The sequence below is a fragment of the Pseudomonas sp. FYR_2 genome (genome assembly GCF_043106425.1).
GTDB lineage: Bacteria > Pseudomonadota > Gammaproteobacteria > Pseudomonadales > Pseudomonadaceae > Aquipseudomonas > Aquipseudomonas monteilii.
Map to the genome: position 1 here is coordinate 100079 of NZ_JBICMM010000024.1, position 23620 is coordinate 123698.

Annotated in this window: 30 protein-coding genes; 18 read left to right on the forward strand and 12 right to left on the reverse strand. The window is 61.1% G+C overall.

The window, feature by feature from the left end; genetic code table 11:
- Positions 1 to 151 precede the first annotated feature (151 nt).
- The 5 genes from ACF8R4_RS12355 to ACF8R4_RS12375 form a co-directional block, all read right to left on the reverse strand.
- Positions 152 to 700, reverse strand: coding sequence for a hypothetical protein (locus ACF8R4_RS12355; protein ID WP_313853619.1), 549 nt, complete (start codon positions 698 to 700; stop codon positions 152 to 154).
- A 325-nt stretch (positions 701 to 1025) separates the two neighbouring features.
- Positions 1026 to 3794 carry a bifunctional DNA primase/polymerase gene (locus tag ACF8R4_RS12360; protein ID WP_392492550.1) on the reverse strand — a complete coding sequence of 923 codons (2769 nt, stop codon included), beginning with the start codon at positions 3792 to 3794 and terminating at the stop codon, positions 1026 to 1028.
- On the reverse strand, positions 3791 to 3994 hold the full coding sequence (locus tag ACF8R4_RS12365; protein ID WP_019096614.1) for a TraR/DksA C4-type zinc finger protein: 204 nt from the start codon (positions 3992 to 3994) through the stop codon (positions 3791 to 3793). The genes ACF8R4_RS12360 and ACF8R4_RS12365 overlap by 4 nt, the downstream gene beginning before the upstream one ends.
- Complete coding sequence (locus tag ACF8R4_RS12370) at positions 3987 to 4475, reverse strand: phage regulatory CII family protein (protein ID WP_056806589.1); 489 nt, start codon at positions 4473 to 4475, stop codon at positions 3987 to 3989. Before ACF8R4_RS12370 ends, ACF8R4_RS12365 begins: the two co-directional genes overlap by 8 nt.
- A gap of 206 nt (positions 4476 to 4681) precedes the next feature.
- Entirely contained in the window at positions 4682 to 4915 is a 234-nt protein-coding gene (locus tag ACF8R4_RS12375; protein ID WP_082477177.1) for a YdaS family helix-turn-helix protein, read from the reverse strand.
- 97 nt (positions 4916 to 5012) lie between these two features.
- On the opposite strand from ACF8R4_RS12375, the gene ACF8R4_RS12380 reads away from it, so the two are divergent.
- From ACF8R4_RS12380 to ACF8R4_RS12425, 10 genes are all read left to right on the forward strand, one after another.
- Entirely contained in the window at positions 5013 to 5717 is a 705-nt protein-coding gene (locus ACF8R4_RS12380) for a S24 family peptidase (RefSeq protein WP_392492553.1), read from the forward strand.
- Between the two features lie 139 nt (positions 5718 to 5856).
- Positions 5857 to 6021, forward strand: coding sequence for a hypothetical protein (locus ACF8R4_RS12385; protein WP_156676014.1), 165 nt, complete (start codon positions 5857 to 5859; stop codon positions 6019 to 6021).
- A complete protein-coding gene (locus tag ACF8R4_RS12390; protein WP_070087206.1) occupies positions 6018 to 6527 on the forward strand; it encodes a hypothetical protein in 510 nt (169 codons plus the stop codon). Before ACF8R4_RS12385 ends, ACF8R4_RS12390 begins: the two co-directional genes overlap by 4 nt.
- Positions 6524 to 6769 (forward strand): pyocin activator PrtN family protein, encoded by a 246-nt coding sequence (locus ACF8R4_RS12395; protein ID WP_019096608.1) that lies wholly within the window; start codon positions 6524 to 6526, stop codon positions 6767 to 6769. The genes ACF8R4_RS12390 and ACF8R4_RS12395 overlap by 4 nt, the downstream gene beginning before the upstream one ends.
- A gap of 83 nt (positions 6770 to 6852) precedes the next feature.
- Positions 6853 to 7350: a hypothetical protein gene (locus tag ACF8R4_RS12400; protein ID WP_156867275.1), complete on the forward strand. Its 498-nt coding sequence runs from the start codon at positions 6853 to 6855 to the stop codon at positions 7348 to 7350.
- Positions 7347 to 7601: an AAA family ATPase gene (locus ACF8R4_RS12405; RefSeq protein ID WP_014755609.1), complete on the forward strand. Its 255-nt coding sequence runs from the start codon at positions 7347 to 7349 to the stop codon at positions 7599 to 7601. Before ACF8R4_RS12400 ends, ACF8R4_RS12405 begins: the two co-directional genes overlap by 4 nt.
- Positions 7598 to 7948, forward strand: coding sequence for a Lar family restriction alleviation protein (locus ACF8R4_RS12410; RefSeq protein WP_156867274.1), 351 nt, complete (start codon positions 7598 to 7600; stop codon positions 7946 to 7948). The genes ACF8R4_RS12405 and ACF8R4_RS12410 overlap by 4 nt, the downstream gene beginning before the upstream one ends.
- Positions 7941 to 8144, forward strand: a complete 204-nt coding sequence (locus tag ACF8R4_RS12415) for a hypothetical protein (protein ID WP_156867273.1) — start codon at positions 7941 to 7943, stop codon at positions 8142 to 8144. The genes ACF8R4_RS12410 and ACF8R4_RS12415 overlap by 8 nt, the downstream gene beginning before the upstream one ends.
- Before the next feature lie 178 nt (positions 8145 to 8322).
- Positions 8323 to 8706 carry a helix-turn-helix domain-containing protein gene (locus ACF8R4_RS12420; RefSeq protein ID WP_156867272.1) on the forward strand — a complete coding sequence of 128 codons (384 nt, stop codon included), beginning with the start codon at positions 8323 to 8325 and terminating at the stop codon, positions 8704 to 8706.
- 194 nt (positions 8707 to 8900) lie between these two features.
- Entirely contained in the window at positions 8901 to 9176 is a 276-nt protein-coding gene (locus ACF8R4_RS12425; protein ID WP_332311292.1) for a pyocin activator PrtN family protein, read from the forward strand.
- On the opposite strand, the gene ACF8R4_RS12430 is transcribed toward ACF8R4_RS12425, so the two are convergent.
- A complete protein-coding gene (locus ACF8R4_RS12430; protein ID WP_156867271.1) occupies positions 9177 to 10298 on the reverse strand; it encodes a tyrosine-type recombinase/integrase in 1122 nt (373 codons plus the stop codon).
- Between the two features lie 104 nt (positions 10299 to 10402).
- Here ACF8R4_RS12430 and dusA point away from each other — a divergent pair, with 104 nt between their 5' ends.
- The 3 genes from dusA (at position 10403) to ACF8R4_RS12445 (ending at position 14506) form a co-directional block, all read left to right on the forward strand.
- Positions 10403 to 11413, forward strand: a complete 1011-nt coding sequence (gene dusA, locus ACF8R4_RS12435) for a tRNA dihydrouridine(20/20a) synthase DusA (protein ID WP_392492557.1) — start codon at positions 10403 to 10405, stop codon at positions 11411 to 11413.
- A 170-nt stretch (positions 11414 to 11583) separates the two neighbouring features.
- The gene (gene tal / locus ACF8R4_RS12440) at positions 11584 to 12510 is read left to right on the forward strand and encodes a transaldolase (protein ID WP_060500436.1); all 927 of its coding nucleotides are present in this window, start codon (positions 11584 to 11586) and stop codon (positions 12508 to 12510) included.
- A gap of 145 nt (positions 12511 to 12655) precedes the next feature.
- A complete protein-coding gene (locus tag ACF8R4_RS12445; RefSeq protein WP_225521387.1) occupies positions 12656 to 14506 on the forward strand; it encodes an alkaline phosphatase D family protein in 1851 nt (616 codons plus the stop codon).
- Positions 14507 to 14518: 12 nt separating this feature from the next.
- On the opposite strand, the gene rssC is transcribed toward ACF8R4_RS12445, so the two are convergent.
- Together rssC and rssB are read right to left on the reverse strand one after the other, a co-directional pair.
- On the reverse strand, positions 14519 to 15001 hold the full coding sequence (gene rssC / locus ACF8R4_RS12450) for an anti-sigma factor antagonist RssC (RefSeq protein ID WP_019096598.1): 483 nt from the start codon (positions 14999 to 15001) through the stop codon (positions 14519 to 14521).
- On the reverse strand, positions 14998 to 16179 hold the full coding sequence (gene rssB, locus ACF8R4_RS12455) for a two-component system response regulator RssB (protein ID WP_060500431.1): 1182 nt from the start codon (positions 16177 to 16179) through the stop codon (positions 14998 to 15000). The genes rssC and rssB overlap by 4 nt, the downstream gene beginning before the upstream one ends.
- 281 nt (positions 16180 to 16460) lie before the next feature.
- Between rssB and ACF8R4_RS12460 the strand changes: the two genes are divergently transcribed.
- The gene (locus ACF8R4_RS12460) at positions 16461 to 16760 is read left to right on the forward strand and encodes a PilZ domain-containing protein (RefSeq protein WP_060500429.1); all 300 of its coding nucleotides are present in this window, start codon (positions 16461 to 16463) and stop codon (positions 16758 to 16760) included.
- Between the two features lie 34 nt (positions 16761 to 16794).
- Here ACF8R4_RS12460 and ACF8R4_RS12465 read toward each other — a convergent pair whose 3' ends face one another.
- On the reverse strand, positions 16795 to 17502 hold the full coding sequence (locus ACF8R4_RS12465) for a VacJ family lipoprotein (RefSeq protein WP_060500427.1): 708 nt from the start codon (positions 17500 to 17502) through the stop codon (positions 16795 to 16797).
- A 201-nt stretch (positions 17503 to 17703) separates the two neighbouring features.
- Here ACF8R4_RS12465 and ACF8R4_RS12470 point away from each other — a divergent pair, with 201 nt between their 5' ends.
- The gene (locus ACF8R4_RS12470) at positions 17704 to 18270 is read left to right on the forward strand and encodes a phosphonoacetaldehyde phosphonohydrolase-related protein (RefSeq protein ID WP_060500425.1); all 567 of its coding nucleotides are present in this window, start codon (positions 17704 to 17706) and stop codon (positions 18268 to 18270) included.
- Between the two features lie 122 nt (positions 18271 to 18392).
- Positions 18393 to 18656, forward strand: a complete 264-nt coding sequence (locus ACF8R4_RS12475; protein WP_019471256.1) for a DUF4404 family protein — start codon at positions 18393 to 18395, stop codon at positions 18654 to 18656.
- A 34-nt stretch (positions 18657 to 18690) separates the two neighbouring features.
- Here the strand turns inward: ACF8R4_RS12475 and queF are convergent, their stop codons facing one another.
- Together queF and ACF8R4_RS12485 are read right to left on the reverse strand one after the other, a co-directional pair.
- Positions 18691 to 19521, reverse strand: coding sequence for an NADPH-dependent 7-cyano-7-deazaguanine reductase QueF (gene queF / locus ACF8R4_RS12480; protein WP_060500423.1), 831 nt, complete (start codon positions 19519 to 19521; stop codon positions 18691 to 18693).
- A gap of 68 nt (positions 19522 to 19589) precedes the next feature.
- Positions 19590 to 20099, reverse strand: coding sequence for a plastocyanin/azurin family copper-binding protein (locus ACF8R4_RS12485; RefSeq protein WP_156867268.1), 510 nt, complete (start codon positions 20097 to 20099; stop codon positions 19590 to 19592).
- Between the two features lie 160 nt (positions 20100 to 20259).
- Between ACF8R4_RS12485 and cinR the strand changes: the two genes are divergently transcribed.
- Positions 20260 to 20940: a two-component system response regulator CinR gene (gene cinR / locus ACF8R4_RS12490; protein WP_164524277.1), complete on the forward strand. Its 681-nt coding sequence runs from the start codon at positions 20260 to 20262 to the stop codon at positions 20938 to 20940.
- Positions 20937 to 22289 carry a heavy metal sensor histidine kinase gene (locus ACF8R4_RS12495; protein WP_164524276.1) on the forward strand — a complete coding sequence of 451 codons (1353 nt, stop codon included), beginning with the start codon at positions 20937 to 20939 and terminating at the stop codon, positions 22287 to 22289. The genes cinR and ACF8R4_RS12495 overlap by 4 nt, the downstream gene beginning before the upstream one ends.
- A 62-nt stretch (positions 22290 to 22351) precedes the next feature.
- Here the strand turns inward: ACF8R4_RS12495 and ACF8R4_RS12500 are convergent, their stop codons facing one another.
- Positions 22352 to 23593, reverse strand: coding sequence for a lipoprotein-releasing ABC transporter permease subunit (locus ACF8R4_RS12500; RefSeq protein ID WP_060500415.1), 1242 nt, complete (start codon positions 23591 to 23593; stop codon positions 22352 to 22354).
- Positions 23594 to 23620: the final 27 nt, after the last annotated feature.

Consider the following 23620-nt stretch of genomic DNA (forward strand, 5'->3'; position numbering starts at 1 on the left):
GGTTCTCGATGCGCCGAAAATTCGGAGCGGCTTGCACAGCACAGTGCTTGTGGGGGAAGCGCCTAAGCGCACTTTTGATATCGTGGCGCCTTTTTACATGCCACCGGAAAAACCGAAAAGGGCCTATTTTCGGTTCGTCGCCATGTGGTGGCTATGTCTCATCAATGTTGCACGCAAGTCGCATATTCACCCGACGAACGGTCTGCTGGCGGACGCGGCCAGCGCGGGCGGCCAGGATGGCAAACACCTGCAGGTGAAGGGCCTTAACCCAGTTTCGGTAGGTGCGGTCGGCGTCCTCAGCCAGCCCAACCTCGCGCATCTGCTCGCGCACCGTGGCCCCATACAGGTAGCGCAGTTGGGCCAGCTTGGCCAGCGTAGCCCCGCGCGGATCACGCCGCTCCAGCTGGACCACTGCCGCGTCAACCTCTGCTGCCGCGTGATCAAGGCCTGCACCGCTGACCAAAATTCGCGAACCGGATGAGCCTCCGCGCGGTGCAGCCCCCTTCCATTCCATGATGCTGCCCATCTGACTGCCCAAGCCGGCATCCAGCCCAAGCTGTCCACGCCGCTCTCCCCAATGCTTCATCAGCTCGGAAACCAGACGCAGGCGTTCGGACTGGTCGATAAGTGCCGCCATATCGATGCGGTGCAGCGCGTGATCCACCTGCCCCTGTAGGCGCAATCCTTGGTCCTTCGTCATCGCCAGCCCTCCCCGGCCAGTACCCAACACGCATTTGGCAAACCCAACACAAACCCAACACACTCAAAACTCAATGAATTCAATGGATTGGAAGTAACTGTGTTGAGTGTGTTGGGTGTGTTGGGTTTTTCAGGGTTCGCATAGAGATTTCTTCCCCCTTCTATTTCAGCGATTAAAAAAAATCGCGCGCGCGCGCGTGCGCACAAACCCAACACACCCAACACACATACCCCCAAAGCCACAGATTCCGGGGCCTGAATGTGTGTTGGCTTACTGAAACCAACCCAACACAAACCCAACACACCCAACACACTTAATGGCAGAGTCATGCCGCAAGCCTCTTGATGTGGTCCCAACTGTCCACGCTCCAGCCCGCCAGCTTTGCTCGGGCACGCCACTCGACAACGGTCTTGCCCAGCTCGGCCGACTTCATGGATGGGGGCAGGGAAGGATCACCTTCGCTGGGCACAAAGAACGCCGCAAATCGGCGAGAACTGCCATCAGTCCAGGGGATAGGGCGTGTCTTCTCCACCTTCGCGCTTAACATCAGCGAGAACTTCGTGTGGCTCATGGAGTTCTCTTTGTTGTGGGAGCACCACTCAAGGAACATGGCGTACACATCGGAAGTCAGGCAGCAGCCCCATAGACCGTGCCCCAACTCGCCGTTTCGCCAGAGGTAGAAGAAGGTCTGCCAAGCCGTGCGACTCAGCTCAACAAGCCTCTGGCGGGCTTCAGTCTTTGGCGGACGCGTGCGCTGGTTGAAATCCCCAAGGTCGACATCGAGCAGCCACCCGTACAAGGCTGCCACCCCACCGTTGGCCAACTCTCGGGCGATAGCCTTTTGCCTTTCGGCGGGCAGAGTCTCCATTGGCCACATCACTAGCATCCGGCGGTCGTCTTCACTGATCGGCCACGGCATGATCTCGTTGCTCAAGAACGCCGAGTTCATGTGGTTGGATTCTTCCCAGCCGTTGATGAACTTGGATTCCATGCGCACCGTCTTGCCGGTGATCATGTGCTTGATCTTGCCTACCTGGTTGTAGCGCTGATCACGGCTGACCACCTCTTCAAACACGGCCCAAAGCTTGCCGCTTTGCCAGGCGTTGAAATTGCCCTCCAGCTGCGCCTGGCCAACCGTGGCACCGTAACGACCGTACAGCTCGCCCATGATGTCCGCGAACAGCAGGCTTTTGCCCGAGCCCTCCATGGTTGAGTGGAACAGAATCGCGGTGTCCATCTTTGCGCCCATGTGCTGCAGCGGGTAGGCCAGCCACTTGACCAGCCAATCCAACGCTTCGGCGTCATTGTTGCAAAGGAACGAGATCAGCCACCGCAGGTTCTCGCACGCAGCATCGTCACGGACCGGCTCAAGCGGCAAGCCCTCAAAAGTGTTGATGTAGATCGCCGGGTCCTTGGTCATCGTTGGGTCGAACACGATGTGATCGACGTCCACCACCCGCCGCTCCGGGCTGTTCAGCCAGAGCTGATAGGCATCCCCCAAGGCCATCTTGACGCTGCCCTCGGGCAACCGACGCTTCTTCTCACGATCCCAGGCCTCTTTTGTCCCATCGATGTAGATGTACCGGTCGAGCGGTTCAAGCTTCAGCGCCCCACCCTTCTTGCTGGACATCTTCCGGGCCTGCTCAAGCTCTTGCACCTGCTCGGAGGCGATGAGCTTCTTGTCGGTCCGCTCCATCCACGCTTTCGAGAGTGGCTTGCCGACCAAGGCCTCGAAGCCTGTCCGCTTCATCGACCGTCGCTTGTCGAAGTCCCATACGTTCGTGGAACCTTCGACCAGCGCAAATCGGCGCATCGCAGCATCAATGTCCAGGGCATCCCCCCCCGGCCCCCCGGTGGCCGAGGAGCCGGCCGGGCTGATGGCCTCGACGTCTGATGGGGTGCGGGGAAGATGCTCGACATTGCTATCGACGACCGGAGGTAACTCGGCCGGCTCCGCCACCGATGGGGCACGGGGAAGTTCGCCCAATGGCGGCGGTGCCGGCGGACGGGACTTCGCGTCAATACCCAGGATCCGGGCTGCCGCCCTAGTCGCAGCCTTCTGGTCGCCGTCGTGCTCCAGGATGCAGAACACATCGAAAGCATCATTCTTGTGTCCGTTCGCCAGCGGGTCCGAGGTGTGATGCGAGTAGAGCTTGCCCTCCGTGATTGTCACACCGGGTAGGCCTGAGCTGCTGTGCGGGCTCAACCACTTCCCATCGACGCGCTTGTAACCGTGCGCCTCAATCATCGTTGCGATGTCATGGGTACGATTGAATTCAGGGATAACCTCGGGGAGCCGATCACGAGATTGTGCTGTAGCTGTTGATGGTTTGGCCATGGGACGAGCTGCAGGCGTAGGCGTTGCCGCCTTCGGTTTCCACGGGCAAACGCCCTCCCCCTTCGGCTTGAACTCATCCCAATCCTGCCAGATGGCCAACAAGTCGGCAGGCAGCTCTGGCAAGCCTTCAGATGCCGGAGGGGTACGCCATATGTAAGGTTTGCGAGTGCCTGGGTGAATGGAAGGTGGCAATACGTCCTGCACCAGGCCACCTCGCAACTCGAAGACCGTCACTTTCTTGAAAGGCTCAGCCGCCATGCGGAAGGCGGCCTCGCGGTCTTCATCACCCTCGTCCATGGCAGCCTTCACTTGCGCCATGAGCCCTTTGTAGATGGTGCCATCCGGGTCGTTTTTGTTTGGCCAAACCAGGGCATGGCGACTCAGCTCCACCCCCTCAGGGACGCGGAACATCACGCGGAATCGTTCAGGGTTGCCCACGGAGGTAGGGTATGCGTCAGCGAGTGCATCGACATCGAGTCCAAGCGTCTGCTGCAGCACCTGTCGGGTCAGCTCGACATCATCAACATCGAGCGAGCAGACACCACTCGGCCCGAGCACAACACCGAGGTTGTGATTCGGGCTCGTGGTCCAGAACGCTTCCGCCTTCGAGGCATTCGTGAAATAGCCACCAGGCTTGTTCCATCCGGCCCCCTTCGGCCCCTTTTCACCCGGTTCGATAGGAACCAGAGCCAGACCGAAGGTTTCAATGTAACGCCGCGCCCAATCAGCTGTGGTAGGAGTTGGGCGGTCGCTCATCTCCGGCGCTCCCGCAACTCTTGGCAATCGATGCAGGTTTCGCAACCGGAGACTGACAATTGACGGGCCAGCGGGATGGGCTCATCGCAGTCTTCGCAGATTTGCGCGCTTGGCTTGACCGGGAGCCGCGCAAGACGCTGCAGCGACAACTGGAGGAAATACTCAGCGCGGTCATTGGCAAAATCGACGGCATCAGCCATGGCTTACGTCCTCCATGGCTTCGCGCGCGCCCGCCATGATGGCAAGAACTTGGCGAATAACTTCCATGCCACGCTGCTCCAGATTCAACACCTCCGACAAGGTCCAAACGTTGTCCGAGGCACCATCATGCAGGCTACCCACGAACTGACCGGACTCGGCCAGAAGCTTCGCAACCGCCTGCAAGGCATCGTTGGTAGCAGGCACAGGCTTGGGGCGATACCAAACCGCACCGGCAGGACGAACCAGTGCATCGAGCAGCCGCGGATCAGCGGTCCACTGCACGATCTCTTCCAGTTCGTCGGGGGTTGGCCAGCGGCGGTCGTCGGCATGGTGCAACTTCTTCTGCAGGGCATCCACCTCGAGCCCCATGTCAAAGGCCAGCCTGGTGATACCGCCGTGATAATCACGACCCGCGCGATAGAGCGCTTGTCGCAAAGTGAGAACCGGACCTGCGCCCGGCAAAAGATCAATCCTGCTCATAACCGTAAATCCTCGGTTTACGGCCTAGTCATAGGATCATGTAAGACCTATCCTACGACCACGACCTGTGTGCTGTGCCTTGCGTGCTGTGCGGGCATGGCATTTGGTAATAGTCGTCCGGCTGAACTTGTGAGAGAGGCCACCGGCCGACGAGAGTGATGGTGCTTCGTACTGTCATAGCTGGGCTGGGAGGTGAGAGTCCTGGCTCAGCGTTCTAACCCCTTTCCTTGCCTTAAGTATCCCCAGTCAATGTCCGGTCGCAGCGACTCACAAGTAACCTCCCCTCCCGTTTCTCGATCCAAATTGACAGCCAACCCCGCACCTGCACGGCGGTTTCCATAAGCCACTTGCTTCAGTTGGCCGACCGATGTTCCGCAGTGCCGTGCGAGGGCGTCGACCCCTTCCTTGTCTATCGTTTTCAAATATTCGCTAAGCGTCATAGACACCTCCAATGCCCAGCAGATTAGCAATTGCTAATTATGAAGGCAATAGCAACTCGTAATTTACTGTTTGCTAACGGAAAGCAATCATCTGCAGATGGACATTAACGAAAGGCGCATCGCCTCCCTCCGTACGATCATGGGGAACCTGAGCCAGAAGGAATTCGCCGAGGCTCACGACCTAGACGCGTCGTACCTGTCGCAACTGCTCAACGGCCACCGCAAGCTGGGGGAAAAGGCTGCGCTTAATCTCGAGCTCAAGATTGGGCTTGTAGCAGGGACGCTGACATCTCCTCCAATGGAGGAACCCTCCATCGCAGCCCCAACCAACGTGGTTCGCCTGCCCACCAGGGCAGCAAAGGACAAGAACTACGTTCTGATTCCGCATCTCGATGTCGCGGCTTCTATGGGGCATGGCAAGGCAGCCCCGGAAATGCACATTGAAGTCATCCGCGACATGACGGTTCACCTAGACTGGCTCAGGATGCAGGGCCTAAGTTTCTCCAACATCGACAACCTGGCGATCATCACTGGCGACGGCGACAGCATGTCTGGCACATTCGCAGACGGTGATGCCCTGCTTGTGGATCGCGGGATCACCGAAGTGAAGACAGACGCAATTTATGTCTTCACCCTCGATGGCGATCTCTACATCAAACGCCTGCAGCGTCTGACTGGAGGCCAGCTCCGAATGATCTCCGACAATCCTATCTACCCGCCGATTACCATCGACGAGTCGATGATCGAGCGGATGCATATCCAGGCCCGTGTCCTACTGGCCTGGAACGCGAAAAAGCTCTAACGCCTTCTCGGGTTGTGTCCTACCGGCCATCCGCCGGGGCGCGACCACGCCCATACAGTTTAGCATCTGCTATTGAACAATTATTTAGCTTTTGCTAATTTCAACTTCGTGCCCCTCTCTCACATCAAGGACACGAAGAATGAAATCAGCACAGCACAACGGATCGGTGGCAATTCTGATCCATCCAACCGCCTGCAGCAGCGTGGCGAAAATACAGGCATTCCAGCGCAGCACCGGCTTGCAGCTGGTCGTCACGCTCGAAGGTAAAGCCCATGCTGTACCTGCCAATGGGGGTGCTGCATGAGCGAATTCAGGATCTCCCTTCGCCAGATCATGCTGCTGCAACGCACCTTGGATAACGGCGGCACTGCGACCTGCAAATTGCAGCGCCCTGAAGCCTCGGTCGATGCACAGATCGAGATCGAAAATGACAGCACCCATCACAGCATCAAGGTGACCCTTGGTCCGCTTTGCAGCAGCCTGAAACTTCCGCGCGCCCTCTCCACCAAGTGCCAGTCCTTAAGAGATTTTGTGCAGGACATCGCGAATGGCCGAGCTGACTCCGCAGCCCAGACGGAAGAAGCGCTTGCTCTCATGGAGGCGCAAGTCAGCGTTGAAGAGGTCCTGCAGACAGGTCAGACAGCCTACGTTATCGCCACCGTCAACCGACAGCTTCCCCTTGGCGCTGTCGTGACTGACGACCAGGGCAATGTCTGCGCTGCAGTTACGGGAGCCAGTAAAGAGCAGCTCGCAGCAGCAGTCCGCGCGAAGCTTCGGCCCAGCCCTGACAGTATCGGGAAATGCGCATGAGTACGCTGGAACAGCTCCGCAGCGAGTGGACCACCCCCTGCCCAACGCTCACTGCTGTCAGAGAGCGATATTTCCCCCACATCGGGTCAGACAGGCGGTTCAAAGAGCTGATCAACAAAGGCCGTATTGACCTTCAGCTGAGCAAGATCGACAGCTCGAAGAAAGCCCAGCACGTGATCTACCTGCACAACCTTGCCGCATATCTCGACCGGCAGGCCGAACGCTCGACCCAATCTGCTTGACCAGGCGGCCCCGGCCATCAGGGGCTTATAGCCCCCGCCGACTCTCACACCAACGGCGGAGGGCTACTTTTGGAGCACAGCACATGCAACCGCATCAACAAGTTCTTTCCCTGGGCATCATCTTCCTAGTCACCCTGGCCATCCTGCCTTTCCTGTTCGCGAAAGCTCGGCATCGTGCCTTCAACAGGGGCTTGGAAATCGGGAAACAGCGTCTGCAAGCCGATCTGAAATTGCAGATACAAAGCCTGCAAGTGGACCTGGACGAAGCCCGAGTTCAAGCCGAGGCGAGCCAGCGCAAGCACCACATGGCTGTAGCACATCTCAAAGGCAACGTCCGCGAGCTCGAAGCCAGAATCATGTCGTATACCGGACTGGCAGTGACCAGGGCGGATTACGAGCTGCTCATCAGCGCCATGGAAACCCTGAGCCTGACCGAGCGGACGCTAAACGCAATGAAGGCAACACAGCAGGCATCACGCGCCAAGCAGCAAGCTGCAGGACTGGAGGGTCTGGCTAAACGCATCCACACCCAACTGCGCGAAACGCCAGCCAGTGCCGCGAGCGCAGAGGTGGCAGCATGACAAACCAAAGTCCACGCAGCTGCCTTGTTCACGGCCCATCTGGCTGCGGGAAGACAACCTATGCCCAGGCCATCGCCAAAGCTCTCGGCCTGCGCGACGTGCTCGATAACTGGGCACCAGGTAAGCCAGCGCCCCTGCTCAACACGCTGCTCCTGAGCTGTGAGTGCGACCCGAACTGGCACTTTAAAGGCCGTGCAATGACCTTCGACCAGGCGATGCAGATCGCACGCCAGCAGGGGACAGTCGTATGAGCAACGACCAGACTCTTGCCCCCTGCCCGTTCTGCGGCAGCCCTGCGAATCGGTTCACGATAGAAGACGACCGCGACCCGAACCACGGCGGCGATGTGATCGCCTGCAGCAGCTGCGACGCCTGCACTCGTGTCGTGTTTGGCGAGAAGGCAGGCCTCGCGGACCTCTGGAATAGCCGAGCAGCCAGCCTTGGCGCTTGGCTCGGCCAGGCCGGGCTGTATCGCACGCGGTTTGATGCCGTGCGCAACTTCGAGCAGTCCGTAACGCCGGTTTCCGCCGACGAATTGTTCGAGTTGGCCAGCAAGCAGGTGCTCAGCCAGCTCAATGAGGGCCGCCAACATGCCTAACCCGACACGCACTTGGAAGCTGATCAGCCTTGCGCTCGCCGTGGCGCTGATCGTCGCACTGGCCGAGTTGCACCGCAGCAGCACTGCCAGCCACCCAGCGACAGGCACGTTAGCGACCGCAAACAACGCCACGAACCTTGAGCGTCTGGTCTTGAGCCCCAACGCCCGCCGAGTACATGAGAGGTATTCGCTGTGACCCACACATCGACCTACACCCCAGCCACTCGCACTCGCAAGGGCATGCAACCGATGCTTCGCCCAGCCATGTCGTTCATCTGCGACATCTGCGGCAACGCTCGCGTCAAAGGCAACCACAACCGGTGCTCCAAGGCACGCCAAGCAGCTGGCTTCATCATCAGCCGGAGGGCTACAGCATGACAATCGACATCATCAGACTGAAGGCACTCGCCACAGCTGCTGCGGCAAACCAATACGACTCCGTCGCCCTGAATGACTACGGTACCGCATTACCGCCCGCGACGGTGCTGGGCTTGATCGCCGAGATCGAGCGCCACCGCCAGATAAACGCAGAGGGCTGCAAGCCCGACCTCAACATCTTACCTGCACAGACATCGCCAACTGCACTCGACCTCCTCACCCCTGAGCAGGCGTCCCAATTGTTAGGCTTATCGGTCAAGACCCTGGCCACCTGGCGCTCCACTGGGAAGCACGCCCTACCCTTCATCCGCTGCGGCGCACGTATCCGTTATCAGCGCACCGAATTGGTCGCCTGGCTAACAGGTCGGAGCGTGAGGTAGACCATGACTGAGCGCATCCGGCCCCCTATGGCTTCACACAGCCTCGACCTGCCCGCCATCTGTGATATCTGCGGCAAAGGCAGGTCGACCAGACGACACTCGAAATGCAGTCGGATCCGCCAACTGCGCGAAAACGATAATTGGGCAGCCTACATGGCCAATGTGGCCGCAAAACGAGCACTGGGGAGGCGCGCGTGAACACTGCTTTCGTTCTGATGGCGCAATACAACGGCAAAGCGATCATCTCGATTGAGCAGGTGTGCACCGATTACTTCACACACCTGACTCCGGAGATGTTTCAACGCAAGGTGCTGGCCGGGCAGATCAAGCTACCGATCACCAGGCTGGAATCGAGCCAGAAAAGCGCCAGAGGCGTGCACATTGCCGATCTAGCCCTTTATCTGGACCAACAGAGGGAAGCCGCACGACTCGAATGCGCGCAGCTCAACAAGCCTCTACGCGCAGGTTAACTAACCTACCCGGGCGCCGAGCTTCACCGGCGCCTGGATAATCTGGTCCAACCACTTCCAGCCCTTATACACGTCTCCTCGACCACGCAGATGCGTATAACGCCGCATCGAGTTCCAATCGCGATGGCCGGATACACTCGAAACTCTTGGTATATCCCAATCCATCTCGAACAGCCGGCTCACACCTTCGTGGCGCAAATCGTGAAAGTGCAAGTCTTCAATACCTTTCATCTTGCACGCTTTAGCCCAAGCAGTACCGACCGAGTCAGTATTGTACGGGAATATCTCAGGGCACTCCCTCGGCATGCTCTGCACAATCTGCCATGCCTCATCTGGTAAATGACACCAGACATCATTACCCAGCTTCTGGCCGGGGTTTTTCATATCCCGCACTTTCACTGCTTTCCGGTGCTCATCCAGATCGTCCCAGAGGATGCGCGTGATTTCATCCATTCGCCTTGTCGAAAAGATCGCGAATGCCACCACCTTGGGCATGTGGATTACTGACGGCCTGCGCTGCAGCATCTCGAAGAAGTGCTCCATCACTTTATCGAGCTCGTCCAATGTAGGCCTGCGATCTCGCTCGCGGCTCCTCATGTTGTAACCAAACTTTTTCAGGACGAGACGAGCGTCGGGCATTGCCAAGGGATTGATCTCGTAATCCCAAGCCGCCCTAGCCAAGGACAGAACCGAACCCAGGTGAGCCAAATCATTCCCGGCAGTCTGAGGCTTGACTGAGCCCCCCTCGGGACCCATGCGCCAAAGTGCATAATCCACCAAGACCTGCTGGCTGATTTCCGAGTCGATCTTCTCCCCTAAGTAGCTCTTTTTGATGGCATTGAGAGTAAGCCGCTTGGTTTCACCAAGAGGCCGAGCTTTCTCCGCCTCGATCAGGTAGCGCTCGATCATCTCCTTGATCGTGTGCCCCTTGCGGCTGGCCCTCTCAATCGCACCAGGTACCGCCAATTCGGTCTCTCGTCGCTTCGCCCAGGCTTGAGCAGCCTGCTTGCGGGCGAATGTCTGGGCTTCTTGGTAAACTATGACACCCTTTTTCTTGAGGCGGATCTGGACGGTGTAGCTGACCGTACCATCGGCCTTTTTCCTTGCTCTGATCGTTGCCATGATTTCCGGTGGTACAAGCGTGACTGGCGGTGGTACATCGTACCACTGTCACACCAAAAACGCCCAAAAACCCCAAAAAACGGCACAAAAATGCGTAGACCAGAATGCCCCTAGAATCAGCCTCAAAGCCACAAACCACGCGCCCTGAGCCGTCACGCCGCTTCAGCGTTGCACCTATGATGGACTGGACAGACCGCCACTGCCGCTTCTTCCTGCGCCTGCTCTCCAGCCAAACCCTGCTCTACACCGAAATGGTCACCACCGGCGCCCTGCTCCACAACGACGCCCACCGTTTCCTGCGCCACGATGTCTCCGAGCACCCGCTGGCCCTGCAACTGGGCGGTAGTGTGCCCGCCGACCTGGCTGCCTGCGCGCGCCTGGCCGAGGAGGCCGGCTACGACGAGGTCAACCTCAACGTCGGCTGCCCGAGCGACCGGGTGCAAAACAACATGATCGGCGCTTGCCTGATGGCGCACCCGGCGCTGGTGGCCGATTGCGTGAAGGCCATGCGTGAAGCGGTGTCGACGCCGGTGACGGTCAAGCACCGCATTGGCATCAATGGCCGCGACAGCTACGCCGAACTGTGCGACTTCGTCGGCCAGGTGCGCGAGGCCGGCTGCCGGAGTTTTACCGTGCATGCGCGTATCGCGATTCTGGAGGGGCTGTCGCCGAAGGAGAACCGCGAAATCCCGCCGCTGCGCTATGACGTGGCAGCGCAGTTGAAGGCCGACTTCCCGGACCTGGAGATCGTGCTCAACGGCGGGATCAAGACCCTGGCCGAATGCCAGGCGCACCTTGAAACCTTCGACGGCGTGATGCTGGGGCGTGAGGCGTATCACAACCCTTACCTGCTGGCCGAGGTGGACCAGCACCTGTTTGGCAGCGCGGCGCCGGTGGTCAGCCGTACCGAGGCGCTGGCACAGCTGCGGCCTTACATCGTGGCGCATATGGCAAGTGGTGGCGCGATGCATCACGTTACCCGGCACATTCTGGGGTTGGCCCAGGGGTTCAAGGGCGCACGGCGCTTCCGCCAATTGCTGTCGGCGGATATTCACAAGGCCGCTGAGCCGTTGGCGGTGTTTGATCAGGCAGTGGAGTTGTTGCAGGGGCGGTGACAACGCGGGATTGGGAACCTCCGGCCGGCTTGCGACTCGAATCTTCACCTTTCGCACCGCCCTTCGCGGGCAAGCCTGCTTCCACCGCTTGCCTGCATGGTTTCGACGGCCCTTGAGCGGCCGTCGGGGCTCGGGTAATGTCGAGTCATTGCACAGGACAGAGCACGCCCATGACCTCCAAGCTGGAACAACTCAAGCAGTTCACCACCGTGGTCGCCGACACCGGGGACCTGGATGCCATCACCCGCCTGAAGCCGGTCGATGCCACCACCAACCCGTCGCTACTGCTCAAGGCCGCCGCCATCCCGGGCTACGCCGATCTGCTCACGCAGGTGAAGGCCGATGCCAAGGGCAATGTCGACCTGGCTTGCGACAAGTTCGCAGTGGCCGTGGGCTCGGGCATTCTCAAGGTCATCCCGGGGCGTATCTCCACTGAAGTGGATGCGCGCCTGTCGTTCGATGAGCCGGCCCTGCTGGCCAAGGCGCGCAAGCTGATCGAGCTGTACGAAGCGGCCGGCGTTGGCCGTGAGCGTGTGCTGATCAAGCTGGCCTCCACCTGGGAAGGCATTCGCGCCGCCGAAAAGCTGGAGAAGGAAGGCATCCAGACCAACCTCACCCTGCTGTTCTCCTTCGCCCAGGCACAAGCCTGCGCCGATGCCGGGGTGTTCCTGATTTCGCCGTTCGTGGGCCGCATCTACGACTGGTACAAGAAGAGCACCGGCAAGGAATACGTCGGCGCCGAGGACCCGGGCGTGCAGTCGGTCACGCGGATCTACAACTACTACAAGGCCAATGGCTACAACACCGTGGTCATGGGCGCCAGCTTCCGCAACATCGGCCAGATCGAACAGCTGGCTGGCTGCGACCGCCTGACCATCAGCCCGGAGCTGTTGCAGCAACTGAGCGATGACCAGGGCGAGCTGCCGCAGGTGCTGAAACCGGGCAATGGCGGTGAGGCGAAGCAGCAGCTGAATGAAAGCCAGTTCCGCTGGGCGATGAACGAAGATGCCATGGGCACCGAGAAGCTGGCCGAGGGTATCCGCCAATTTGCGCGGGACCAGGAAAAACTGGAGAAGTTGATGGCTGAAAAGGCCTGATACAGTTCGGGTTTGCCTGACGGGCGGGAAGTGTTCAGCATTTTCCGCCCGTTTTGTTTCCCCTGGCATTAGATGTGTATTGAATTCCAGGGCCTCTTCGCGGCGGTTCGGCGCGAAGAGGCCCGATAAGCCACCTGAGCTGTCGATGACCTCCTCTACCCCCTTGCCCCTCGTACTCACCGGCCCGGTACTGCGCCGCCTGGAGCCCCAGCGCCTAGCCATCTGGCTGGTCGCCACCCAACCGCTGCAACCCGATTTCATCTGCCCCGCAGGCGAAGCCCAGGTCGATTGCCAGGTTATCCCGGTCGGCCAGCACGCCTTCATCCACCTGCTGGACATCCACTTCAACCACCCTCTGCCCTGCAACCAGCTGCTTGACTACGACCTGCTCATCAACGGCCAGGGCATCGCGGGCTGGGCACCGCACCTGCTCTACCCCGGCACCCAGCGCCCAAGCCTGGTGCTGCGCGATCGCCTCAATCACTTGCTGCACGGTTCCTGCCGCAAGCCGCACCACCCTGCTGCCGATGGCCTGCTGTGCGCCGACCGCCTGCTGCAAACCTGCAAGCAACCTGAAGACCGCCCGGCCGTGCTGCTGATGACCGGCGACCAGGTGTACGCCGACGATGTCGCCGGCCCCATGCTGCGCGCCATCCATAGCCTGATCGCGCGCCTGGGCCTGTTCGACGAGCAACTGGAGGGTGCGGTGGTGCCTGATAGCCAGGCGCTGTACCAGCACCCGGCCAGCTACTACCACCGCGCCGACCTGCTGCCGGCGCAGGACCACAACGACACCCTGCGCAAGCGTTTTTTCGGCGGCAAGCGCAAGCCGATTTTCTCGTCCAGCAACGCCGACAACCACCTGGTGACCTTCGCCGAGGTCATGGCCATGTACCTGCTGGTGTGGTCACCGGTGCCTTGGCAACTGGTGAACCTGGACATGCCCACCGGCCTTACCGACCAGCGCCAGGCCCGTTACCGGCAAGAGCTGCCACTGATCCAGGCGTTTGCCGACAACCTCGGCCAGGTCGCGCGGGTGATGGCCCACCTGCCCTGCCTGATGATTTTCGACGACCACGACATCACCGACGACTGGAACCTCTCGGCACAGTGGGAAGAAACCGCCTACGGCCATCCGTTCTCGCGGCGCATCATCGGCAACGCCCTGCTCGGCTACCTGCTGTGCCAGGCCTGGGGTAACAACCCGGACGGCTGCAAGCCACTGACCGAGCAATGCCAGGCGCTGACCGGCCAACACCAGGATGAGCTGATCGGCGCGCTGTTGCGCTTCCAGGGCTGGCAATTCAGCCTGCCCACAAACCCGCCCCTGCTGGTGCTGGACACCCGCACCCGCCGCTGGCGCAGTGAAAGCAGTTTGGCCAAACCGTCCGGCCTGCTCGATTGGGAGGCGCTGAGCGAGCTGCAGCAAGCACTGCTCGACCACCCGTCAGCGGTCATCGTGTCACCAGCGCCGATTTTTGGCGTGAAGCTGATCGAGACGGTGCAAAAGGTATTCAGCTGGCTGGGCTATCCACTCTTGGTCGATGCCGAAAACTGGATGGCCCACCGGGGGGCGGCGCAGGTCATCCTCAACATCTTCCGCCACTCCCGTACACCCGGGCACTACGTGGTGCTGTCCGGGGATGTGCACTACTCGTTCGTCTATGAAGTGCTGATCCGCCACCGCCAGCGCAGCCCGCACTTGTGGCAGGTGACCAGCAGCGGGATCAAGAACGAGTTCCCCCGGCGCTTGCTGGATGTGCTCGACCGGCTCAACCGCTGGCTGTATTCGCCACGCTCGCCGTTGAACTGGTTCACCAGGCGCCGGCAGATGGAAGTGGTACCGCGCACGCCCAGCCACAGCAAGGCTGGAGAGCGGCTGTGGAATGGCGCGGGGTTGGGGCAGGTGTTCTTCGACGAACAGGGGCGGCCAGTGCGGGTATTTCAGCTGGATGCCGACGGCGCTGAAGCGACCGAGTTTGTTGCCGGGCGCTAGCCTGGCAACAGGTCAGCTTCGCTCCAGCGCACTGACCAGATCATGGAACGCTTCGCGGTTGGAGTCGTTCAGGCCCATGAGGATCTTGTGCGCCTCTAGCACCTTGGAGCGCACCACATCTTCGTTCTGGTCCTGCGATGGCAGGTCGGTCAGGCATTCCGGGCACGGAATGGGGCGATCGACAATGTTGAACACCTGATCGAAGCCCATCGACTGCAGCAACCGGGAAATGTCCGGGTTGGTGGTAACCACGGTCGGCAGCAGGCCCACCTTCTGCCGCGACAGGATCGACAGCTTGGCCAACAGGCCCAGGGTGGTGCTATCGATGCTTTCGGTTTCAGTCAGGTCGATGACAATCGCCGAGAAGTTCAACGCCGTGAAAATCTTCTCGATCGTCGCATCCAGCGCCGAACACAGGGTCAGACGCACTTCACCGACAAATTTCAGTACGAAGGTACCACTCTGCTCGGCGAACTGGATTCTACCGGTACTCATTGAAGGTTCCTGCTCAACACCAATAGGGCGATATCATCCGGCATCTCCCCAAGCGTAGCCAATCCAAATCGTTGACGCAGCCCATCCAGGCTGCCACCTGCTGCCTTGACGATCTCCGGCAAGGCGGTTTCTTTATCTTTGAGCGTGTCACCCGGCAAAAGGTCCAGAATGCCATCGGACATCAGGCTGAGGCTGAACTGCGGTGGCAGCTCGACTACCAGGTCCTGGTAGGTGGCCTCTTCGAACAGCCCCACCGGCAGGCCACGGCCTTCCAGGTAGCGGACATGATCGGGGGTGTACAGCACCGGCAGCGGCAAATGGCCGCCAACGGCGTAGGTCAGCAGACCGGACTCTTCGTCGATCACACCGCCGACCATGGTGACGTGCTTGCCCAGCTTGCTGTTGATCAGGCCGCGGTTGATATGGCTCAGCACTTCCGACGGCTTGAACTCGCGCATCTTGCTGCGCTTGAGCTCGAACATGAGCCGCGTGGTCATGAATTTCAACAGCACGGTGACAAAGGCCGACGACGCGCCATGCCCGGAAACATCGGCGAGGTAGAAGGCAATGCGCCGCTCGTCCACGCGGAAGTAATCGACAAAATCACCCGACAGGTACAGCGACGGAATGATCTGGTGCGCGAAAGCGAACTCGCCGGCTGCCCAGGGGCTTTCCGGCAGCATGTTCATCTGCACCTGGCGACCGGCGGTCTGGTCCTCCTGCAGCAGGTGCAGGCTGGCTTCAAGTTCGCGGTTGGCGGCTTCGAGCTTGTCGCGGTAGCGCTGATTTTCCAGCACCAGGCGCGAACGGTCGAGGGCGCGGCGCACCGAATGCTCGAGTACGGCCAGGTCTTCCAGCGGCTTGATCAGGTAGTCGGCGGCGCCCAGGCGCAACGCTTCCACCGCATCACTCATGACGCCGGCACCCGACACCACGATCACCGGCAACTGCGGCGCGCGCTCGCTGACCTGGCGGATCAGTTCGAGGCCGCCCATCTGCGGCATGCGCAGATCGCAGATCACGAGGTCGGGCTGGTGTTCTTCGAAGACCTGAAGCCCCTGCTGGCCATTACCAGCCTGGAGGACGCTGAAGCCACTGTCTTCAAGATAGGCGGCGAGGCTCGCACGGACCACGTCGTCGTCATCGATGATCAGCAGCGTTGCACTGGTTTTCTGCATGTGGGCGAACGGCGCCGATTTAGGTTGGTGCAGCGGTGTCGGCAAGGCAGACGGCCAGCTACGGGAATTCTTTATGGTCACACTCTACTTGAGTTGTAGGACAAGAACACCTGCCCGGCAACTCTCCGGCAACTGTGAGCGCTACCTTGTAAGGCGCAGACGGTACTCCCATCCGGCAGGGGTTTCAAGCATGCAAGGGTCGACCTCGCCGCTCTTTACAGGGCAAATCACCGGGAGTTATAAGAAAGTCGACCAGCGCAACCCGATGGGAAGGATGCAGCATGCCCCACACGCCCTCCAGCCACAGCGAGAAACGCGACTTTATCCGGATGCGCATCGACACCGAGGTGAGCCTGTTGCATGAAGGCCAGGTGATTGCGGCGGTGTGCCTGGACCTCTCCAGCGGCGGCATGCAGGTGCAGGCACCGCAGCGCTTTCTGGTGGGGGATCATATCGAGGTGCGGATCGACTCGGACCACCCGGCGCTGAAAGGGCTGCATGCCAGTACCGAAGTGGTATGGATTGCCGATCAGCCGGGCGGGCAGCAGAAGTTCGGGCTGCGGATTCTGGCGATGCACTGAACCTGGGGCCGCGTTGCAGCCCCAGGCCTACGGATCAGAAGTCGTCTTCGACTTCGCCGTCCTTCACCTTGAACTCGCGGTTCTGCAGGTAGGCGTTGCGAATGAAGATGTACTTGTCACCCTGAATCAGCTTCTCGGCCGACAGCAGGTCGGCACGGGTGTCGATCACGTCCAGGGCGAAGATCGAGTTACGCGTCGGCACATGGTCGATGTAGCGGTAGGGTTTGGTGTAGGTGTCCGGGTACTTGGCTACGCCGTCACGTACGGTGCTCGGCCCCAGCAGCGGGATGACAACGTACGGGCCGCTCGGCACGCCCCAATAACCCAAGGTCTGGCCAAAGTCCTCGTCATTACGTTGCAGGCCCATCTTGGTGCCCACATCGAAGAAGCCGCCCAGGCCGAACGTGGTGTTGACGATCAGCCGCGCAGTGTCTACGCCCGCTGCATGGGGCTTGAGCTGCAGCAGGTCGTTGGCCAAGTTGGTCACGTCGCCCAGGTTACGGAAGATGTTGTGGATGCCATCTTCAAGGAACTGCGGGGTGACCGCCTGGTAGCCCTTGGCCAATGGCTTCAGGGCATAGGTGTCGAGGGTATCGTTGAAACGGAAGATCGGGCGGTTGACTGCTTCCCAGGGATCTTCCTCGGTGGCGGCCTGGGTGGCTGCCACGGGCGCCAGCAGCAAGCTGGCGCAGACACAGGCCTGGGTGACTCGTTCGATCACACTGGCACCGATCCTACGCATAGATGTCTCTCCATCGAATTTCTCGGCCGCACGCGCAACGGGGCGCGCTGCTGGTAAGGCGGCAGTATAGAGGCTTGCGGCCTGATAAACAGCTTTACACATTTTTGCTCAATATTTTGTGAACAACTGTTGCGCGGGCGAGCCTGTCACAGGCCGGTAACAATCAGCGAATAGCCTGCGGACTATTTGGGGGACGTTGCCATGGACGCTGCACCCGCCTTCACTGCTGTGCTGTTCGGCTTGCGCGGCTGCCTGGTGCAGGCTGCCAATGGCGGCGCCCCCTCACCCGCCCCCGGCGCACTGGCCACCCTTGCCAGCCTGCGTCATCGCCAGGTGCCGTGCATCTGGCTGGATGACCTCACCGCCGCCCACAGCAAACGCCTGGCCCATGTGCTGCCCGACTGGCTGCCAGGGCACCTGGTCAACGGCGTCCGCTGGCCAGCGCCCAACGCCTGCTGGCAGGCCTTGATGAGCCTGGACAGCGAACGCCTGGACGGCTGCGTGCTGGTCAGCGGCGACCCGCGCCTGCTGCAGTCGGGCCTTAATGCGGGCTTGTGGACGGTAGGACTGGCCGCCTGCAGCCCGCTCTGCGACCGCAGCTCGCAGCACTGGCAAGCCATGAGCACACAGGAACAGGACCTGGCCCGCGGCAAGGCGACGCTGGAGCTGTTCAGCCTGGGCGTGCATTCGGTGATCGACCACCTCGAAGCGCTGGATACCTGCCTGCAGGACATCGCGCAGCGCCGGCGCAAAGGTGAAAAACCCTGATACAGCACCTTTGACACGGATCATGCAAAGCGGCGGCAGGTGGATTACGCTGAAGACAGGCCAGAACCTTTGCCGCTTCGCTGAGGTCCATGGCTTGCCAAGCCATTGATGGAGAACTACCAATGCCTGCCCGCGAATTGCAAGAGCGCCTGAACAGCTTGCGCGAGCAACTGGACCGCAACGTACCGCTTTCGGAAGACGAGCTGGCCGCGTTGCACGAAGAAGCGCGCCAGATCGAGGCGCAACTGAAACTTGAGGAAGCCACGCCGGACAACAACCTGGTGGATGGCGTGAACCTGGCGATCGAACGCTTCGAGGCCGACCACCCCGACCTCACCGCCACCCTGCGCAGCATTGCCAACTCGCTGCACAGCATGGGGATCTGAAATAGCCGGGGGCCGCTTGGCGGCCCCCCATACCTTACTGCCGAACCAGCCGCGTGTTCTGCGGGCTGATCGCCCCGGTGCTGCGGTAAGGGTTGATGTCCAGCCCACCCCGGCGCACATAGCGCGCATACACCGTCAGGTGCTCCGGCTGCAGCAGGTTCTTCAAGTCCAGGTAAATGCGTTCCACGCACTGCTCGTGGAAGTCGGCATGCTGGCGGAAGCTGATCAGGTAGGTCAGCAGGCTGGCGTGGTCCAGCGCCCTGCCCTTGTACTCGACCACCACGCTGCCCCAGTCCGGCTGGCCGGTAACCGGGCAGTTGGACTTCAGCAGGTGGCTGTGCAAGATTTCTTCCACCACCCGCTCCGGGTCGCAGCGTAGCAGTTCTGGTTGCGGCTGCTCGTAGTTGCTGATGGCCACATCCAGCGCATCGATGCACAGCCCCGGCAAAGCCACCACACCCTGGGCCTCGACCTCGGCCAAGGTCCGCACCTTCACGCCCACCGGCTTGCCAGCGGCAGCGGACAGGTCTTTCTCCAGGCACGCCTGCAACTCGCCCAGCGAGGCGAACACCGTCTGGTTCAGCGAGTTGAGGTACAGCTTGAACGACTTGGATTCGATGATGTTCGGCGAATCAGCCGGAATGGCGAACTCGCCGATCGCCACCACAGGCTTGCCCGACGGCAGCAGCCAGCTCAGCTCAAAACAGTTCCAGTAATCCACGCCCTGCCAGGGCAGGGTCTGCGCGGTGACGCCCAGCTCGGCCCACTTGGCAGTACGCGGGATCGGGAACAGCTGCTCCGGGGAGTAGGTGGCAATGTATTCGCTGGATTTGCCCAGCGGGGAGTGTTCGGCAGCGGGATGCATGGAAACTGACCTAGAGGTTCGAAATTGCCCCTAGTTTACCGGTTTTGCACCCCGCCTTGCAGGGCAAGTCACTCGATGGTCAAGGCCCCGACCATACCGGCCTGGTAATGCCCTGGTACGTTGCAGGCAAACTCGATGGGCGCCGACTGGCGGAAGGTCCAGGTCAGCTCGGCGCGCTGGCCGGGCATTACCAGCACGGTATTGCCCCCACCGTGACCATGGCCGCCACCGTGATCCATCATCTGGCCGTGGTCCATGCCTTCATGGTTCATGGCCTGGGTGAACATCTTGCCTTGCATGGCGACCATCTCTTTCTGGTGCTCGGCATGCATGGCCTTGTCACCCAGGTTGAACTCGTGCGGCAGCTTGCCCTCGTTGACCAGCACGAAGCGCACCGTCTCACCGGCTTTTACCTGCAGGCTCTTGGGCTCGAAGGCAATGTCTTTGAGCACCACCTCCACCGTGCGGGTGGCTTTGGCCGCCGGGGCCGGCTCGCCGAAGGCGAAGGTTTGCGCCTCGCCAGAAAAGGCCGGCAGGCTGACCAAGGCAAGGGTGGCGGCAATGAACAGGTGTTTCATGATGACTCCGGGCATGCGCAACAGTATGAGGCCACCTTAGTCAGGGACGGCTGGCAGCAACCTGACAGGGAGATTACAACTTTGTCAGCTTGAGTGACGGCCGGGATAGTCACGTATCATTTCAAGCATCACCCGGCCCTTGCTGGAGGCAAGCTACCCAATGAAATTGCTGATCGTCGAAGACCAGACCCGCACCGGCCAGTACCTGAGCCAGGGCCTGAGCGAAGCCGGCTTCGCCACCGAACTGGCCACCGATGGCGAAACCGGCCAGTTTCTGGCGCTGACCGGTGACCATGACCTGCTGATCCTCGACGTGATGCTGCCCGGCCGGGATGGCTGGCAAATCCTGCAAGCGGTGCGCCAGGCCGGCCTCGACACGCCGGTACTGTTCCTCACCGCACGCGACGCCGTCGAAGACCGGGTGCACGGCCTGGAGCTGGGCGCCGACGATTACCTGGTCAAGCCCTTTGCCTTTTCCGAGCTGCTGGCCCGGGTGCGCACCCTGCTGCGCCGTGGCACCAACCCCGGCCAGGACACCACCCTGAGCCTGGCCGACCTGCGCCTGGACCTGATCCGCCGCCGCGCCGAGCGCGCCGGCCAGCGTATCGACCTGACCGCCAAGGAATTCGCCCTGCTCGAACTGTTGATGCGCCGCCAGGGCGAGGTGCTGCCAAAATCGCTGATTGCCTCGCAGGTATGGGACATGAACTTCGACAGCGACACCAACGTGATCGAGGTGGCGATCCGTCGCTTGCGCCTGAAGATTGACGACCTGCACCCCAACAAACTCATCCACACCGTACGCGGCATGGGGTATGTACTCGAAGAGCGTGCAGATTGATGCGCAGGCTTTCCCTCGGCAGCCGTTTGGCCCTGTTGTTCGCCGCCTGCACAGCAGCCGTCTCGCTTGGCGCCGGCCTGTTGTTCAGCAAGGCCAGCGAGCAGCATTTCGTCGAGTTGGACCAACAATTGCTGGACTCGCGCCTGTCGCTGTTCCGCACACAACTGGCCGGCATCAGCACGCCGGAAGATTTACAGGCCCGCCTGCCCGCCCTGCACGATGAGCTGAGCCACCAGGCCGACCTGGCCTTGCGCATCAGCGGCAACGACGGCACCACCTGGTTCGAAAGCCGCACAGGGCTGCCGCAGGCACCACGGCCCGCCGGGCTGGCTACCCTGCACGCGCAAGGCACCGACTACCGCAGCCTGGCCGTGCACCTGGCACAAGGCACAACACCGTCGCCGCAACTCACCCTTTACCTGGACATCACCCACCACCAGCACTTCCTGCAAGGCATGCAACGGTTGATCTGGCTAACCGTCGGCCTGTCGGCACTGGCCACCGCGCTGCTCGGCGCCTGGGCCGCACGCAGTGGGCTACGCCCTTTGCGGCAGATGGGCCAGGTGGCCGCTGGCGTGTCGGCACGCTCGCTCACCACACGCCTGCCGGTGGCGCAGATGCCCGAGGAGCTGGCCGAACTGGCCGCCAGCATGAACGCCATGCTGCAGCGCCTGGATGATGCCTTCCAGCGGCTTTCAGCATTCTCTGCCGACATCGCCCACGAGCTACGTACACCGCTATCCAACCTGTTGACCCACACCCAGGTCACCCTCACCCGCCCACGCAGCCTGGAGGAGTACCGCGAAGCACTGCATGGCAACCTGGAAGAGCTGCTGTGGATGGCGCAGATGATCAACGACATGCTGTTCCTCGCCAAGGCCGATCACGGCCTGCTGGTGCCGGGGCAGGCGCCGCTGGCGTTGCATGAAGAAGTGGATGCTCTGCTGGAGTACTACGCGCCACTGGCCGAGGACAGCGGTGTGCAGATGCTGCGCGAGGGTGAGGCCGTGCTGCAGGGCGACCGGCATATGCTGCGGCGAGCGTTGTCCAACTTGCTGGATAACGCCATGCGCTTTACGCCGGCGGGCGGGCAGATAAGGGTGACGCTGGAGCCGGGGCCTACAATCTGCGTGGCCAATACCGGGCAGGCTATCGACCCTGCAGCGTTACCACGGTTGTTCGACCGCTTCTACCGGGTCCACCCGGCGCGACGGGAAGGCAGCAGCGAGCATGCGGGGTTGGGTTTGGCGATTACCCGGTCGATCGTGCAGGCCCATGGCGGGTGCATCCGGGCGGAATGCGAGGATGGGTGGACGCGGTTTTTGATCGAGTTCACTCAGGATCGGTGAAATTGGGGGCTGCTTCGCAGCCCATCGCGACACAAGGCCGCTCCCAGACTCTCAGGTAAACATCAAACCGCCAGGCCAATCGCCGGCTGCACCTGCGATGCCCGATATGCCGGGTAAATGGTCGCCAAAAAGCTCATCACCAACCCCGCCGTGCAGATGATCGCCACATCCCCCCACTGCAACTGGGACGGCAAGCTGCTGACAAAGTACACATCCGACGTAAAGATGTGCTGCCCGCTCACCCGCTCGAGCCATCCAACGATCTGGCTGACATTGAACGCCGCAATCACCCCCAGCACGCCACCAATCAACGTGCCGACAATGCCGATCAGGCTGCCCTGAACCATGAACGTGCCCATGATCTGCGCGGGCGTGGCGCCCAGGGTACGCAGGATGGCAATGTCCGGCCCCTTGTCGTTCACCACCATCACCAGGGTGGCGATGATGTTGAATGCGGCCACCGCGATGATCATCATCAGCAACAGGCCGATCATGGTCTTTTCCATCTTCATGGCGCTGAACAGGCTGCCCTGGGTGTGCGACCAGTCATCGGCGCGGTAGGCATCGCCCAGCCCGGCAGCGATGGCCTTGGACACCTGCGGCGCGGCGTACAGGTCATGCAGTTTCAACCGCACGCCCTGCACCTGGCCCGGCGCCCAGCGCTGCATCTCACCGGCATCCGCCACGTGGATATAAGCCTGCGAACCATCCAGCTCGGCGCCGACCTTGAAAATACCGACCACGGTCAGGCGCTGCATACGCGGGGTAATGCCGCCCGGCTCCTTGCTGATTTCCGGCACGATCAGGGTCAGCTTGTCGCCGGTGTTCAGGCGGAAGCGACGCGCCGTCAGTTCGCCGATGACCACACCGAACTCACCCGGCCGCAGGTCCTGCAAGCGGCCCTGCACGATGTGCTGGCCAACGATAGAGACCTTGCCCTCTTCGGCCGGGTCGATACCGCCCACCTGGATCGGCTGCATCGCCCCCTTGTACGACAGCATGCCTTCCATTTCGGTAATCGGCGCTGCCGCCATCACCGCCGGGTTCTGCAGGGCCGTGTCGGCCACCTTGTGCCAGTCGTCCATCGGCTGCACGCCCAGGATGGCGGCATGCGGCACCAGGCCAAGAATGCGCGCGCTCATTTCACGCTGGAAGCCGTTCATCACCGACAACACCACGATCATCGCCAGCACACCCAGCGACAGGCCGATCATCGAGGTCATCGAAATGAACGAGATGAAGTGGTTGCGACGCTTGGCTCGGGTGTAGCGCGCGCCGATGAAAATGGGCAAGGGTCTGAACATGTACGGAATCACCCAGTGAAAACAGGA